The sequence below is a fragment of the Endozoicomonas sp. 8E genome (assembly GCF_032883915.1).
Lineage (GTDB): Bacteria > Pseudomonadota > Gammaproteobacteria > Pseudomonadales > Endozoicomonadaceae > Endozoicomonas_A.
The window spans coordinates 1,992,348-2,009,596 of sequence record NZ_CP120717.1; the positions used below are offsets into that span (position 1 = coordinate 1,992,348).

A 17,249-nucleotide genomic window follows, 5' to 3' on the forward strand; every position below is an offset into this window, starting at 1 on the left:
CAGATTATTTATGATAGGACGATGTCTACGGTATGTTGGCATTTACCTGCGAAAAATGAGTAGTTGAATTGTTATCTTAATGTTCTCATGGAGAGATCTTTAGAAAGCAGTTTGCTTTCAATGATTGGCATATTATCTTCATGGCAAACTTCGAGATGGAATCGAGTGGGGCCTTTATAGTTAAAGTGCTTTCTGGGTATCTCCAGATTATCAGCTCTCTCTTTGTCATATCTGGAGTTAGAACATACAAAGCGCATAACAAATGCCGCACGGGAATCAATTGGACCATCTGAAAGAAATACACTGCGATGAATAACATTTTTGTCGAAAATAAGTGCGTCACCAAGTTCAAAGTCATCTTGTTCAGCAGATTTGTCAAGGATGTTTTTCATTGCTGGATTATTTAAAGGACCGTCTCTCAGATGAACGAATTCTTCAATAGAAATTTGTTCGCTCTTGTTGATTTTATCTGTTACTAAGTCAAATACTGTTGGGTCAATATCTTTATAAAGAAACTCACCAGAGACTTTATCTTTGGGCACATAAGCCATGCCGCCTTGTTGCCGGGTGTTATCAATTTTGACTAGAGGTGTCCATATTGTACAGCCAAAGTCCTCTGCGCGTTGGTAGCCAAAGCTTTGTGTTCCTATATGCCATGGAAAGCCCTTGCTTTCATTTTTTGCAAGCTCGAAACCAAGACTCTGGGTGTATAAAAGTGTCCTGTTTGTCAGCTTTTTCATCATATCTTTGAAATCTTTCGAGAGCATTAGCTGGCTAAGGACAGGGTCTTCATTGAACAGATCAAAAGCGATGCCGGTGTTTTTCAAGATAGTTGTCCCGATAACCAAGTTTTATGCTGCTATTTTGATACAGTCAGCAGCCCCTGATTCCCGTTCCGGGTTTAACGCAACAGAACCAACTGGTTCCCAGTTTCTGCACTTGCCAGACCAACGCAACGGATTTTTCTCACGTGCTTTCTTGTACACCCGTTTTCGCTGCTCCAGTATCGCTTTGTCACGTCCATCATGACGCTGTTCTGGTGTCACAAAGCGAATAGAGCTATGGCGGTGCTCTTGGTTGTAAAACCTGACAAACGACAGCATCCAATTTCTGCTTTCTTCCAGTGTCAGAAAACCTTGGGACGGCCATTGCGGACAGTACTTCAATGTCTTAAACACGGACTCTGCAAAAGCGTTATCATTACTCACTCTTGGTCGGCTATGCGACGGTATGATGCCAAGGTATGCCAGTTTTGATTGGAATGTATGCGACGTCATTGGTGCTCCGTTGTCAGAGTGCAGAACCATCGGCTTGTTAACACATCGCTCAGCGACTACAGCCCTGTTAATCAAGCTACTAGCCAGTTCCCCTGACTCTTTGTCGTGTACTTCCCACGCAACAATTTTACGGCTGTATATATCCAGGATGAGGTATAGATACCAAAACTGACCGCGCACCTTCGACGGAAAGTAGCTAATGTCCCAACACCACACTTGGTTAGGGCCAGAAGCTACATACGTGGTCGGCTTACTGCTTTTTGATCGCCTCTTTGATCGTCCTCTATGATGATGCTGGTCATGTTTTTTTAGTACCCGGTAGAAGCTCGATTCTGAAGCAATATATTCACCCTTATCTGCCAGCATCGGCACAATTTGCGAGGGTGGCAAGCTGGCATTTTCTGGCTTATTGCACACTGTTAGAATACGCTGCTCCTCCTCTTCTGTCAGCTTATTAGACGGTGATAATCGTAAGGCTCCAGGCCGTTTGTCAGGAATTACCTGGCCCGTGTTGTCACGCCATCGATTCAATGTTTTTAAAGACACCAGTAGTTGTTCTGCAGCCTTCCAGCGGGGCGCCCCGTTTGCTGTGGCCTCATCAAACCATGTCAGCAATTTCAGGCGTTCATCAAGGGGAGTCAGTTGTCCTCGTTGTCTATCCCGTAGAAGGCATCGAGCTTTTTTGACAGTACCAAAAGAGCAGCAGTTTCGGCTAACGCCTTATCTTTACGGCGAAGCTCGCTCTCAAGTTTCAGAATACGCTTTCGATCCTGTTGAGCTTGTTTTTTCTCTTGTCTGGCCTGTTGTCCAGACTGTTCTGCACCAGAAATACAGGCTTGCTTCCACTCGTGCACCTGTTCTGGGTAAAGCCCTTTTTTACGGCAATACTCACTCAGCTCTGCTTCAGAAAGTGCAGCAGTTTCAACGACTACGGCAAAGCGGGCTTCAGCAGACCACTGCTCTGAATTATGTTCATTCCCTGGCACGGGCAACCCTTTATCTCTTAACTGTCTGCGCCAATTGTACAGGGTCTGCTCACTAATGCCCTCTTCTTTGGCGACGTCAGGAACAGAGCGATTAACGGGTGGCAAAAGCTTTTTCAATACAGCAGCTTTACGTTCTTCAGAATAACGAGGCACGATAACCTGTCTACCGCCCACTGTTTTATTAGTTGGTTAATTATTAACCGGGACAACAATCCTGACACAGTGGGATGCGGTTAAAGCCTGATTGGTATTTATCAGAGGGTTTTGCGATATCATCATCAATCTTTCTTTTTATATATTGGATAAACTCTTCTGAAAAAACGTTTTTAAGCAATAAAAATCCTTTTCTCTGAAAAGATTCTACTTGCTTATCTGATAGGTCAGCACTATTGATTGCTTTTTTGATTTTTCCAATTTCCAATTTCCAATTTCCAATTTCCAATTTCCAATTTCCAATTTCCAATTTCCAATTTCCAATTATATAATGTTATTTATATAATTACATGGACGTTTATTTTGCAGTTGCTTTAATGAGTAGGCAATAAGTGGATGCACCTATAGAGCCTGTGGTTTTTTTGTTGGTATGCTGACGGATCAGCAGCTTCGATTATAAGTCGAAGCTCGGCGTATAGAGTTATCTTTAATGCTTGGTTGACATAATGGTCAACAATAATTTCTGTTAATTTCTCTGCAGTCAGCTATTGAGGCTCAGTCGATTGCCGTATCCATTTCAGTTAGTGATCAAGATACTTCGTGACAAAACCATGAAAGATTACTGACTCATGTTAAGCACCACGCTGAAAATCAGCCGTTAGGTTGCCTTAAATGTAAAATTTTTTCAGTGGCTCAGATCTATTTGCAAGTCCCTTGGAAGTCGTTGTGGTCAGGGTGGTGAAATCATAGGACAGGGTTTTAACCAGCCCAGCAATCCGGTGGCCCATGCCGAGGTGCTCGCCCTGCAGGAAGCGGCTGCCACTCTCAACAACTACCGGCTGGTGGATTGTGAACTCTACGTGACTCTTGAGCCTTGCACCATGTGTGCCGGAGCAATTATCCACAGTCGGATAAAACGAGTGATCTTTGGTGCACTGGAGCCCAAGGCAGGGGGTCTGGTCAGTCAGAACCGGACTTTGGAGCTGCCCTATATGAATTACCGGGTGGAAATGACTTCCGGAGTCCTTGAAGAGGAGTGCAGCGAAATCATTTCCTCCTTTTTCAGAGCCAGGCGTGAGGCCAAAAAAGCAGAGAAGAGGCGTTTGAAGTTATGCTGAGATGAAACTTTTTATTAAGAGGGACTGTCCTAGAATTAGCCTTTCATTGAAGGAGCAACCCAAATCCTGACTTTTGGGTGAACTGATCTTTGAGAATAGGAGTACATTTTGATGAAAGAACTTAATCTGGCGATCCTACTGTTTGTAGCACCTACCATGGCTGCTGCAGAAATACGAGAAATTGAACAAAAGATATTGAATGATTGGGACTTAAGTACCATGTCAAGTTATTTTGACACAGTGTCTGAACAGTACTGTCTGCTGGTTGTTGATCCTAAACATTCGATTTTGGATTGCAAACCTATCCATAAGTTTTCAGAGCGGGCGCAAAGAAACATTCTCGGCAACAATTACGTACCAAAATCCTGCGCTGGCGAAAGCCGAGTTTCTAAAGACCATTGTCACAAAAACTGAATTTCAGCGTGTTAACCCGGACGGAAGAAATTCTAGGTTTACATTTATCTCTGAAAGTACACTCAGACTGCACTTTTAGAGATAGATGAGAACCATTGAAGGGAAAACCTGCCAAGATCCATAGATCAATCACTGGTCTCCATACCGTGCTTTCGATTATCATACCGCCCCTGATTATCTCCCTGAGTCCAGTTGAGGACAGTTTTTATCATGCTGATTTTGCGTGGTGCTCCGGCTCTCTCGCCGTTTCGTAGCCAAAAGCTGCTTGAAACCCTGCAACACAGGATCCCTGAAATCACCGGTGTTTTTGCTGAATACCAGCACTTTGCCCGGGTCGACGAGGCATTGTCCGACCAAGAGTTGAAAGTTCTGAAACAGCTACTGACCTACGGTCCCCGGATGCAGGAAGGTGAGTGCTCAGGCACTTTGTTTCTTGTCGTACCCCGTCCAGGCACTATTTCCCCATGGTCCAGTAAAGCCACCAATATTGCTGAAAATTGTGGTCTCAGCAAGGTTCACCGTATTGAGCGCGGTCTGGCTTACTATGTGTCTGCCGAAGAAGGCCTCAGTGAACATCAGAAAGAAGTGGTATCCAGCCTGATTCATGACCGCATGACCGAGGCCGTGTTGGCCGATGCCAGAGAAACAGAGCTTCTCTTTGCAGAAACCGAGCCAGCGCCCCTGACCCGCGTGGATATTCTTGAAGGCGGGCGTGAGGCTCTGGTTGCCGCCAACCAGTCCCTTGGACTCGCTCTGGCAGAAGATGAAATCGATTATCTGGTCTCCAGCTATGAGGGGTTGGACAGGAACCCCACTGATGTTGAGCTGATGATGTTTGCCCAGGCTAACTCCGAGCACTGCCGCCATAAGATTTTTAACGCGACCTGGACCATTGACGGTGAGCAGCAGGATCATTCTTTGTTCCAGATGATCCGTAACACCCACACTATGAACAGTGAAGGTGTGCTCTCGGCCTATAAAGACAACGCCTCTGTTATTGAAGGCTCCAGAGGCGGGCGTTTTTTCCCGTCTCCTGAAAAGAAAGATTACCAGTATCATCAGGAAGACATTCATATTCTGATGAAAGTGGAAACACACAACCATCCAACGGCCATCTCACCATGGCCCGGTGCTTCTACCGGTGCCGGTGGTGAGATCCGTGATGAAGGGGCTACCGGTCGAGGTTCCAAGCCAAAGGCGGGGCTGACCGGTTTCTCCGTATCCAATCTGAATATTCCCGGCTACAAACAGCCCTGGGAAAAAGACTACGGCAAGCCGGATCGGATCGTGACTGCCCTGGATATTATGCTGGAAGGTCCTCTGGGTGGTGCAGGCTTTAATAACGAGTTTGGTCGTCCAAACCTATGCGGCTACTTCCGTACGTTTGAAGCCACAGCTAAAGGCTCTGCTGGCGAAGAAGTGAGGGGTTACCATAAGCCCATCATGCTGGCAGGTGGTCTGGGTAATATCCGCGCCGATCATGTTGAGAAAGGTGATATTCCCGTTGGCGCCAAGCTGATTGTTCTGGGTGGTCCGGCCATGCAGATCGGTCTGGGTGGTGGTGCAGCCTCTTCCATGACTTCCGGTGAAGGTCAGGAAGATCTGGATTTTGCCAGCGTTCAGCGTGATAACCCCGAGATGGAGCGTCGTTGTCAGGAAGTGATTGATCAATGCTGGCAGCTGGGTGATGAGAACCCAATTGCCTTTATCCACGACGTGGGTGCGGGTGGTCTGTCCAATGCGCTGCCAGAACTGGTCAGTGATGGTGGCCGTGGTGGTCGCTTCCAGCTCAGGGATATTCTGAATGACGAGCCGGGCATGTCCCCCCTGGCACTCTGGTGTAATGAATCCCAGGAACGTTATGTGATGGCGGTAGCTCCAGAAAATATGGAGCTGTTTGAAGCCATCTGTCAACGCGAGCGTTGTCTCTATGCCGTAGTAGGTGAAGCCATTGAAGAGCCTCATCTGCTTGTTGAAGACAGCCACTTTGATAACGAGCCGGTGGATATGCCTCTGGATGTTCTGTTGGGCAAACCTCCCCGCATGCATCGTGATGTGCAGGCAGAAACTATTCAACAGGATGCACTGGACCTTTCCGGTGTGACTCTGGAAGAAGCGTCTGAGCGAGTTCTCAAGCTGCCAACCGTCGCCAGCAAAAACTTCCTGATTACCATTGGCGACCGCTCTATTACCGGTCTGGTAGCCCGTGAGCAGATGGTCGGCCCATGGCAGGTTCCTGTGGCTGACTGCGCGGTCACCGCTGCTGCTTTTGATACCTTCTCGGGTGAAGCTATGTCCATGGGGGAGAGAACCCCTCTGGCTCTGATCGATGCGCCTGCCTCAGGTCGTATGGCGATCGGTGAAGCGATTACTAACATCGCCAGCACCCGTATTGGCAAGCTGGGTGATATCAAGTTGTCGGCAAACTGGATGGCCGCTGCTGGTCATCCGGGTGAAGACACCAGACTCTATGAAACCTGTAAAGCGGTAGGTATGGAACTCTGCCCGGAACTGGGTATTGCTATTCCTGTAGGCAAGGACTCTATGTCCATGCGCACCAGCTGGAAAGACGGTGATGTAGAAAAGAGTGTTACCTCGCCCCTGTCTCTGGTGATTTCGGCTTTTGCTCCCGTCACAGACATCCGCAAGACCGTTACCCCAGAGCTGCGTACCGATAAAGGTGAGACTGATCTGTTACTGGTGGATCTGGGTCGTGACCAAAACCGTCTGGGTGGTTCTGCTCTGGCACAGGTTTATGGCCAGATTGGTGATGTGGCGCCTGACGTTTCTTCTGCGCAAGACCTCAAAGGGTTCTTTACTGCCATCCAGCAATGTCTGGAAGAAGAACTGCTGCTGGCTTACCACGACCGTTCAGACGGTGGTCTCTTTACCACACTGGTTGAGATGGCCTTTGCCGGTCACACCGGAATTGAGGTGAATCTGAATAAACTGGCAGGCTCTGAAGCAGCCATTATCCCAGCCCTGTTTAACGAAGAGCTGGGTGCCGTTCTGCAGGTTCGTCGTGCAGACAAAGGTAAAGTTAAAGATATCCTGGCGAGCCTGGGTCTGGCCTCCTGCGTACATACCATTGCTTCTCTGAGACCGGATCAGCGCATCAACTTTGTCTTCAATGGCGAGATGATCAGTAGCGAAAGCCGGGTTAAATACCAGCGCTGGTGGGCTGAAACCAGCTATCGCATGCAGGCGCTGAGAGATAACCCTGAATGTGCCCGTCAGGAATTTGATAACCTGCTGGATGATGGCGACACAGGTTTGCATGCCTCTTTGCCATTCGACATCAATAGGGATGTTGCTGCTCCATTTATTGCCACTGGCGCCAGCAAACCTCAGGTAGCCATTCTGAGGGAGCAGGGTGTTAACGGTCATGTGGAAATGGCAGCGGCTTTTGATAAGGCCGGCTTCCAGGCAGTGGATGTTCACATGAGTGATATTCTTTCCGGTCGCCGTAACCTGACAGAATTCAAAGGATTGGTAGCCTGTGGCGGTTTCTCTTACGGTGACGTTCTGGGTGCGGGAGAAGGCTGGGCGAAATCAGTGCTGTTTAACAGCATGGCCCGTGACCAGTTTGCGGCTTTTTTTGATCGTCCGGACAGTTTTGCCCTGGGTGTCTGCAATGGCTGTCAGATGCTGTCCAACCTCCATGAATTGATTCCGGGTGCAGAGCACTGGCCACACTTTGTCCGTAATCAGTCTGAGCAGTTTGAAGCCAGAACCGTGATGGTCGAAGTCCAGCAGAACAAGTCTATTCTCCTCAGAGGTATGGAAGGTTCCAGAATGCCTATTGCGGTGGCTCACGGTGAAGGCTACGCCGAGTTCAAAAAGACTGATCAAATCCGGAAACTGTCTGCCAGTGGTCAGTTGGCCCTCAGATTCGTGGATAATCAGGGGCGGGCTACTGAGCGTTACCCTTACAACCCTAACGGTTCTGCTCAGGGGATCACGGGCCTGACTTCGGCTGATGGCAGGGTGACGATTATGATGCCTCACCCGGAAAGGGTATTCAGAGCGGTTCAGAACAGCTGGTATCCTGACACCTGGGGTGAATATTCACCCTGGATGAGAATGTTCAGGAATGCCCGGGTCTGGGTTGATTGACTGAAGGGCGAGTAGTAAAGCAATTGATAAAGCTGGGTACTCGATCGGTATCCAGCTTAATCACCAAAAATCAGTTTTTAGGACAACTATCCGAAGAAGCATCACATGCGCCAGCGCCAGATTTTGGTACATAGGCGTCGCCGAGAATGTTTCTTTGTGCCTGCTCTGAGAGTTCATGGACGCCTTTGCAGTGCATAAGCGAATTTATTTCTTTACCGCCATCAATAACCAGCAGACAGTACTGTTCAGAAATTGTGTCAAAGTAAGTTGTCATGATTCTTGCGCCCGATATATCCGTTTGCACTTGCTCTGATATTTTTAGCAGTTCAGCACCAACCATGGTAGACGCTGCAGCCAACAGGGCTGCCAGAATGAATTTTTTCATAGAATTTACCCCTTCTTTCAAATAGTCAAAGATCAGTTCACCAGAAAGTCAGGATTTGATTTGAATTTTTAATGAACGCTTAGTCGTTAGACATTCGTTCTAATAAAGAGTTCCGTTGAGAGGCTTGAACAATGGACACTTATGCTTTTTGAGTCAGATGGCAGAAAGAGTTTGAAACTCAGTCAACACAAAGTGATCGGTCATCCCGCTGACGTAATCAATCAATAATCTTGCCCGGTAATACCATTCCAGCTCATCCTGTTCTTGAGCGGAGTAACTGCTGCCAGGCAATAATTTCACTGCCCGGTGATACGCCATTTTATGTTTGCCAGAGAGGCGGTGGTAAAGACGTTGCTCGATAAAATGTCGGCTGGAATCTTTGTCAATAAGACTGGCGAATTCTTCACGGCTCAGTTCCAGCAAAGGCTGGAAAATATCCATCAGTCCCATGAGGGCAGAGTAGCCCCTGAGTTCCGGAGTTTCCTTCTCCATGCTGGTAAAGACATAGCGGATAGCAACGGTTTTCAATGTCTCCAGTGCCAGATGCTGGTCGGACTGGCCGTCAATCAGAGGCTCGTCAAGCGTCCCGTCAAAGACCGCCTGATGGTTTTGCAGATAACGATTCGCGGCATAATCCACCAGATCTCTGACCAGCCGGGTGCGCAGCCGGATAATAAACTCTTGCTTGTTATTGCCGGCTCTCTTGATCGCAGACTCCATGATATTGGGCAAATACTCGTTATATTCAGTAAATTCCTCCCAGACCTCATAGAGACTGAAGCGAAGATCGCGGAAAGAGAGAATCCCCTTATCAACCGCATCTTCGAGATCGGCAATGCAGTAGGAAATATCGTCAGCGGCTTCCATGATATAAACCAGAGGGAAGCGACAACCTTCATTGATAGCCAGATGCTGCCAGATGTCACGGACCAGATCGGCTTCGGAAAAGAAATAACCCGGCTTTTTCTTGCGATAGGCATCGGGTGAGCCTTTATCAGGTCTTGGTTCGAAGGGCGTGCGGGTGTATTTCATAAGCGCGCCCATCTGGGAATAGGTCAGGTTCAGATCCTGGAGATGATGAATAATTCTTAACGCCTGGGCATTGCCTTCGTAGATAGACAGGTCTGGCAGCAGGGTTGATTCCAGTAAGGCTGACCGGGCTTTCTGACCTTTGCACGCTTTTTCATAACATAGCCCGGCTTTATCCTGCATCCAGCGGCTGATAGCCGCCTCTCCAAAATGACCGAATGGAGGGTTGCCAATGTCGTGCATCAGGCAGGCCATTTCCACCAGATTGATAAAAGCCGTTTCCTGATTGTCTAATCCCAGCGATGTTAATTGAGCGGTTTCTGACAGGCGCTGCAGAATCGTCTGTGCCAGAAAACGACCGGTTTGCTGTACTTCCAGAGAGTGCGTCAGGCGACTGCGAACAGCGGCATTGGTTTCCAGAGGGTAAACCTGAGTCTTTTGTTGCAGCCGACGTATGGCCGCTGACTGAATAATTCGTCCCCGATTGCTTTCTGTTTCAGTTAACAGGTCCCGATCCGGTTCGGCAGAACTGATTCTTGGGCGGGCGCAGGTGAGTTTAGTCAGATAGTTCATGCTGATCATAGTCGGCAGGATCTGTTTGAAGGTGAGGTTTTAAGTGGCTCTCTGAAGGCTGAAAGCCAGCAGGTTAGGGACATAGGGTTTTAGCTAAAGGAATGAAAGGCAATATTATAGGTGCTTTTCAACCAATAGCCGTTCAGGATTGGAATGGTTTCTAGGAGCCTGACCGAGAATAGACTGCCCTACGCGGCAACTGCTCCTGCGTTGCTCTAGCTCCTGCATCCATGCAGTCGTGCGGCGGCAGCAAATTGGTCTGAAAATCCGCTTTTGTTCGTCAAATAGCTCGCTATTCTCCTTACAAAACCGAATTTTCATCCTCAATTTTCTGCCGTCCTCGCTACGGGCGCTATTCTCGGTCAGGCTCCTAGGAGCCTGACCGAGAATAGACTGCCCTACTGCGGCGGCAGCAAATCGGTCTGAAAATCCGCTTTTGTTCGTCAAATAGCTCGCTATTCTCCTCACAAAACCGAATTTTCATCCTCAATTTTCTGCCGTCCTCGCTACGGGCGCTATTCTCGGTCAGGCTCCTAGAATTCTGCCGGACATTGCCCTTCAAATATCAACTGAACATATTCCCGCTCCAGATAGCCCGGCTTGCCGGTAAAATAATGCAACAGCAGATCGTCAGCAAGCCTGCGATCTGTCTCCGGGCATTTAACTTCATAATTGAGCATAGACAGGATTTTGCAGTTAAAGTTGAAAATCCAATTCTGTACTGTACTCGATGGATGAATGGAATCAACATAAAAATGATCACTGCGGTTTTTGCAGGGGCTCGCCTTGTAACTCTCGCAGATATCTACCCGGGCATTATCAGAGCAGCCTCTGAAGGTGACATCGAGACAGGGGGTTTCAGTGTCAACATCTTGCTGGCGGGCATGTTCTAACAAAATGTCAAACATTCTGTTGTAATCGAAAAAAAGGAGTAACAGGTCGGGATACTTTCTTTTCAGCCGGAAAAACGCTTTTATCGCCATCCGGTTATGATTGATGATCACCTCATGTACTTCCTGGCGATCTTCTGAATTGCGCAAACAGGGGGTTTTAGTGACATCGGGCACCGTTCCCCAGAAAATGGTTCTGGCTCCATGGGCATAGAGGTTTTCAATAGCCGCTGACAGCTTGGCGACCACCAGACGATAATTCCAGTAACGGTTGAGATAATCGTTAGCGCCACCGGCTAACATAAAAATCTGACCCTCAGAAAAGGGTGCATGATGCTGCACAAGGTGATTTATCTGTTCCTCTACCGAACTCAGAATAGGCTTTCCACCTCTGATGCTATTGGTGAGAAAACTGATATTGGCCAACCGACTTTCACCAAACAGAAACGACCAGAAAAAATCCGTTAACACCTCTGAAAAACTGACCACCATACTGCCGCCATGTGACTGATCGACAAACTCGGTTTTATTAGAGGTATTCAGATAAAGGGCTCTGGCTATCAGCTCTGGTGCCATCACATCATCACAAAATCGCCCTCCATGATAATTGATACCGGGCATAGCGCCACAGAAACTGCCAAAAATAAAGCCCGGTAACATACGACCGCTCCAGGGATAAAGTGACATTTGACGTTCATTCAGTGTACCGCTGCCCTCAAGGAATCGACTGTAGTTATAGAAATTACCCGAATCAACGCTACTGTCACCCACCACAAAGACATTACTGACAGGCTGTTCCACCCGTGAGCAAAAACGTTCAGTGAATTTGGGATAAAAAAGTTTTTCATACGCCAAACCGGGTAACGACAACAGCAGTAATAGCAGACCCAGCCAACCACGAATCATACTGAAACCCTAATAGAGCAGTGACTAAAAAGCTGAGGATTATAGAAGATTACTTTCCCCGTGTGGCTGTATTAATATTTATTTTGGCTCTGTTGCCATGCAAAAGCCGATAACGCTACTTTATAATCCCGGTTACCAGCTTTTTGGTAAGTTTCCGAGACCTTCTCCGGGGTGCCTGTAGGTTGTCAACTCACATGTTATTGGCTGGCTTGGTAAGGAGTGCTTCAGCCCTGGTTTGAATCATGAACGATAAGGGGTTGCTGTCCTGTGAAGTCTTACGGGCAGTCTCATTGGTTGAAACAGAAGAAGCAGAATCAAGCTTCATTCTTTTATCATTTTCATCAAGAGAAATATCTTCAAAAGTCTCATCAAGTTGAGCGATTTGTGGCGGATCAAGTTCTATATTCCGGCCTGGGGCAATCCTTACTGCCGCATCAAAGTGTTCCAGAAGAGCCTCTGAATTGGGGGTGTGGATAAGATAAGCTGAAGACTGATGGGAGTCTGCCAGAGTTTGGGAAACGAAGAGACTGGCTTGATCGAAATTTTGCTTTAACAACAAGTTTAAAAGTATTGCTCTTTGACTTTCAGAGAGATCGGGAAATGTGTAATAGCTGTTCTTCAATAGCATCACCAAAAGGTTAGGAGCAAAAACTACCCAGCGCTTCAGGTCATAAATCTCGTGATGAGACCCATGGTGACCTTGTGTAATGACCGGGAACCAGACACCATGTGTCGGCACTAGCAGTGTAATAAGTTGTGAGTCGCCAAATTGTTGCAATCTGGCTAAATCTGATTGAGCGAAAGAGGCTGAATCAGTAATGACATTGTTATCGAGAACGGCTGGAATAACGTCAGTATCGATCCCCAATAATAGCTCAAGCTCTTGCATTAGTTTTTCCTTGTCAGCATGATCCTGAATCGTGGAAAAAATCAGACGAAGGTTATAATCGATAATATGCCTTATTGTTTGCTGGTTCCAATCGCCTGCTTGTCCTGATCGCCCATTCCGCTTGAATATCTCTGCGATGGACGAGTACATACAGTTACCATCACCATTAATTCTTATGAGTTCAAAACTGGTTTGAATCATTAACAATAAAGAGTCGTTATTTTCTAAACTCTCATAGTCAGTCTCATTGGCTGAAGCAGAAGAGACAGGATCAGACCTCATTCTTCTATTATTTTCATCGTTGGGAAGAACTTCAAAAGCCCCATCAACCTCCATATTCTGGGGAATATCAATGCTTACTGCTGCATCAAAGTGTTCCATGTTAGTCACTGAACCGGGGTAGTGTACAAGATAAGCTGAAGACTGATAGGAGGCTATCAGATTTTGAGAGACGAAGCGCTTGGCTTGAGCGAGATTTTGGTTTAACAACAACTGAAAAAGTGTTGTCCTTTGACTTTCAGAGAGATCAGGAAAGGTATAGTTTTCGTCTTGTAATAGCATAGCCAAAAGGTTGGGTGCAGTATTAACCCAGTATGTCAGGTCATAAATCTCTTGATAAGGTCCATCGTGAGCTTGTGTAATCACAGGGAACCAGACACCCTGTGTAGGTACTAGCAAGGCAATCAGCTGGGCAGAGCCAAATGGTTGCAATGTGCCTGACTCTGAGTGTGCGAAAGAGGTTGAATCAGTAATGACATTGTTATCGAGAACTTCTTGAATAATGTCAGCATCGATCCCCAATAGCAGCTCAAGCTCCTCCATCAGTATGTCCTTGTCGGGATGGATTTGAATCATGGAAAAAATCTGATGAAGGTTATAGTCCATAACCTGCCTTATTGTTTTCTGGCTCCATACGCCTGCTTGTCCTGACGCTGCATGTCTGTTGAAAATCTCTGCAATTGACGAATACATACAGTTACCATCGCCGTTAATTCTTATCAGTTCAAAGCCCTCGGGGAGGGGGTTATGATGAGAATAGTAGGGCTCATAAGTCTGTGTTTTGGGGTATCTCTTTGCCATCTTTTTATATAATTGCCCTGCTTGTTCCCTGATACGTTTGTCTTCAATCATACATGCTTTGTGAAAAGGCCTTATCAGTGGTTCTTTTGTTTTTTTAGTGCTTCGGTTTGTATGACGTCCTTTCCCTCTTATAGGATTTTCAGTTTCATAAACTTCACCGCAATGGCAACAGGTTTGTCTGAAACCACCTTGTCCATTTGGAACATTAATCAGAATCTCGGGAGTATTTTTCCTGAACAAAGAGATTAATTCCTCCGTTTTTGCTTTGCTGAAAATATCTGATTTTCGTTCTGTTTTTGTAATAAAAGATTGCAGTGAAACTTTTATATCTTTATTTGTTGTTCGACTTGCGGATTTTTTCAAAACACTTAAGATAAACTTATTTAAAAATTCGCTGCTTTCGAAGTCAAAACCAGCCAAGTAATGCCTTGCGGAAGGAAACAAGTGGCTTAAAAATAGTGGGATGAGATTTTTCCCACCATCAATAATTTTACGCACACTCTTGAAAATAATCTGAAGGTTTTCTAACTCGTTCTCATAAAAAATGAAATCGAAAGCATCTTTATAAAAAGGAGTAAAGATGGTTTTTGTAAAAAGGAAATCAGCAATTTGTAATACATTAAAAGCTAAAGCAATACCTTGTTTGTTGGAAGTGTGAATGTCCTCCAGGTTGAATTGCTCTGGTTTGTCTATAAGTTTCCTGGCTATTACAGAACTTGCGTCAAATTCGATACAGGTCACTGTCCTGACACATACTTCAATAAGGTAGTTTATAACAATACGATAAATAACCTCTACTTTATCTGGACCATTCATTTTGGATACGTATCTCAGACTTGGAACCAGTGGTCCAATAAAAAATCCCAAATCCTTGATGACTGTCTCATCAATATTTCCACTGATAACACACTCAAAAAAAATGTTGTTTTCCTTAGCAATTGAATAATCTTCATGACTTATAAGGAGAGACAACTGAACTCTTTGCAGCAATAATTCCAAATGGACCTGAGATGGCGACCAACCATCGTTCTGTGGCGTTAATAATGCCTTGGTAATAATGTTATTGCCCAGATTTGAAACAGAGGCTTTTTTGAGATGATTTGGGATTTTAAATTTATGTCTTGATAAGTCATACATTGACAACAAAACGAATTTTTTTTCAACGTCTGACATATCATCTCTAATAGTGGGTATCCAGATATTGGCGAAAATTCCATACTGAGCTCCTCCTCTATAGCGTTCTGTTGTCTTTTGTGTTTCTAAAGGAAAAATAAGCTTGTATTGATAAAACATAATATTAGCTTTTGCCAATTTCTTTTTTTCAGCTAAATGTATTTCCCATTTTATGGGTCTAACTACCTTGCTTTTTATGGGTTTACCTATATCGTTATTTAGGTGTTTGCCTTTATTGGTAGTGGTTTTGACTTCGTAGCTTTCGTTATGTATCTCGTTATACGTCAGTTGACAAGGGTTTTCCGGGGCATAATAGGTAACAGAACTGGCTATGGCATTTTCAAACGCTGGCCTTTCATAATCAGGGACTCTAACAATCATCGTGATGATGTTATTTTTTATTTTTCCTTTCTTTTCTTCTTTTTTCTTCTTTTTTGTATTTCTTTTCCTTAAATCATATAAAACCTTTTGAAAATTACACTCATCCAGTTTTTTATTCTTATAAAAAACAATGGGTTCAACATTTTTTGGTATTTTAAATCCCGACTTCTTCCTGGCCTCATTTACCAAATTGTCAAAATTTCTTATCGAAGTATAAGTGGATTCTATAATCTCGGCTTCATTGTGCATTTCAACAGGAATAAAAATATCAGTCCTAAATGATTCTGGTTTCTCTGGAATGTCTAACTCTTCATCAATGATCAAATAATCAAAAGCTGGATCTTCTCCATCTTTTATTCTTTCATTCACACTTTTTTCTATCTTGTTGTAATCCGTTTCTACATAAACAGAGTTGTTGTTTTTTTTTGCCAGACGATTAACGTCTAAAATTTCATGTGTGATAATAAACTGGGGACTTAATAGATACCTGACACGTGAAAGAATACCTTCTGATCGTATATCGAAATCGGCTGTCAGAAAATTGATGGTATTTAAAATCTGCTCCTCTACAGAAAAATTTTCCGATCCATAGCGAACACGTCCGGAACAATGAAACCACCACCATTGATCAAAGCTGTCATACATTTTGGGAGGCCCTTCACTGACTCTTTGAGAATTTTTATAAGTCTGCATCAGGCAAAGGCTATGACCATAAAGATAGGATACCCTTGGTGCATATTTAACATAAATGACTGGTCCTTCGTTGCCAATGTTGTCGAAATAATACTCTATCCTGAAAAATGCATCTTTCCACCAACCATAAGGTGCTACAAAATCCAGTGTTACCATAAACATATTTTCTTCATTGATACTGAATCTAAATTTCTTTGGGTACCTCTTATTAAGAAAGTTTTGAAGTCTATCAATAGCGATATAAATCTCTCTGGCTCTGGATGCGGAGTTTCTTTTGGGTGATATTGGGTTAGGTTTGAATTTTTTTAAGGGAACTGTGTGAATTATTTTATCTCCATCCTGTAAGTTTCCTTTCCGAATAATATTGACATGGGTTAAGATAAATTCTCCATTGCGTAGCAGATGCAGTGACCGGCAATTTGGACCGCGTTGCATGTATATTTCATATTCAGGATGGTTGACTGAATATATCGATTGAAGATTAAAGTCTTTATTTTTTTTCGTCGTAATGATGCGCGTTATTTTTTTGGCACAATTTCGGTCTTCAAAGAACAGACTTATCAGCCCCATATCCGTTGTGGGCGTTTGCTCAGCACTTTCTGATAATAATTTGTCTACATAGTCTTCAACAACACTGACTGCCCTATTACTTTTATCGATTGTTACTCGATCCGGGTTTATTATTGGTGTTTGCTTGATAGGTTCTACTTTACCATAATGGATCATCGCCTGAACAAGATTAAACGTCCTTAACAAGGTGTAAGGTATACCAAACTTGGTCGTATTATGATTAGCCTTAACACCCATTTTCTTAGCCATTTCCCTATTTTTGCTTCTAAAAAAATTATTTCTTTTTCTTCTATTAACGCCTGACATCACTTTATCAATGTAAAATTTAGCTTGCACATACAAATTTTTTTCTTTCAGTTCCCGATCAATTTCTTCGTACTCGTGAAGGGAAAGTTGCTTTAATATGCTTTTATGATCTTCGTTTATTGCCTGAGCACTCCCTGACATCAGGTTTATTGATAAAAAGATAAGATGAATACTCTTTTTACTCAATTTGGCTAACGCAGTAAAAACCATGCTTGGCAATCCTTATAATGCCCTGAAATTTTGTCTGTTAAGCGTCACTGGTTGAGTACTCCTCACTAAAAACTGTATCGAGTGAATAGTAGCTTGTTTT

At 44.7% G+C, this 17,249-nt stretch carries 10 protein-coding genes; 3 read left to right on the top strand and 7 right to left on the bottom strand.

Annotated features, from left to right (window positions below; genetic code table 11):
- Positions 1-71: 71 nt before the first annotated feature.
- The 3 genes from P6910_RS07340 to P6910_RS07350 form a co-directional block, all read right to left on the bottom strand.
- Entirely contained in the window at positions 72-827 is a 756-nt protein-coding gene (locus P6910_RS07340) for a hypothetical protein (protein ID WP_317145617.1), read from the bottom strand.
- A gap of 24 nt (positions 828-851) precedes the next feature.
- Positions 852-2,416 (bottom strand): IS3 family transposase gene (locus tag P6910_RS07345; protein WP_317144392.1). Its coding sequence is split into 2 segments (ribosomal slippage): positions 852-1,963 and positions 1,963-2,416, totalling 1,566 coding nucleotides; the frame shifts between segments, so codons are not numbered across the junction.
- A 43-nt stretch (positions 2,417-2,459) separates the two neighbouring features.
- Positions 2,460-2,726: a hypothetical protein gene (locus tag P6910_RS07350; RefSeq protein WP_317145618.1), complete on the bottom strand. Its 267-nt coding sequence runs from the start codon at positions 2,724-2,726 to the stop codon at positions 2,460-2,462.
- A gap of 433 nt (positions 2,727-3,159) precedes the next feature.
- Between P6910_RS07350 and P6910_RS07355 the strand changes: the two genes are divergently transcribed.
- From P6910_RS07355 to purL, 3 genes are all read left to right on the top strand, one after another.
- A complete protein-coding gene (locus P6910_RS07355) occupies positions 3,160-3,534 on the top strand; it encodes a nucleoside deaminase (protein WP_317146519.1) in 375 nt (124 codons plus the stop codon).
- A 111-nt stretch (positions 3,535-3,645) separates the two neighbouring features.
- Positions 3,646-3,948: a hypothetical protein gene (locus P6910_RS07360; RefSeq protein ID WP_317145619.1), complete on the top strand. Its 303-nt coding sequence runs from the start codon at positions 3,646-3,648 to the stop codon at positions 3,946-3,948.
- Positions 3,949-4,158: 210 nt separating this feature from the next.
- Entirely contained in the window at positions 4,159-8,064 is a 3,906-nt protein-coding gene (gene purL / locus P6910_RS07365; RefSeq protein WP_317145620.1) for a phosphoribosylformylglycinamidine synthase, read from the top strand.
- Between the two features lie 70 nt (positions 8,065-8,134).
- Here the strand turns inward: purL and P6910_RS07370 are convergent, their stop codons facing one another.
- From P6910_RS07370 to P6910_RS07385, 4 genes are all read right to left on the bottom strand, one after another.
- A complete protein-coding gene (locus tag P6910_RS07370; RefSeq protein WP_317145621.1) occupies positions 8,135-8,449 on the bottom strand; it encodes a hypothetical protein in 315 nt (104 codons plus the stop codon).
- Between the two features lie 153 nt (positions 8,450-8,602).
- Positions 8,603-10,051: a dGTPase gene (gene dgt, locus P6910_RS07375; RefSeq protein WP_317145622.1), complete on the bottom strand. Its 1,449-nt coding sequence runs from the start codon at positions 10,049-10,051 to the stop codon at positions 8,603-8,605.
- Positions 10,052-10,584: 533 nt separating this feature from the next.
- On the bottom strand, positions 10,585-11,847 hold the full coding sequence (locus P6910_RS07380) for an SGNH/GDSL hydrolase family protein (protein WP_317145623.1): 1,263 nt from the start codon (positions 11,845-11,847) through the stop codon (positions 10,585-10,587).
- Between the two features lie 190 nt (positions 11,848-12,037).
- Complete coding sequence (locus tag P6910_RS07385) at positions 12,038-17,149, bottom strand: hypothetical protein (protein WP_317145624.1); 5,112 nt, start codon at positions 17,147-17,149, stop codon at positions 12,038-12,040.
- Between the last annotated feature and the right edge of the window lie 100 nt (positions 17,150-17,249).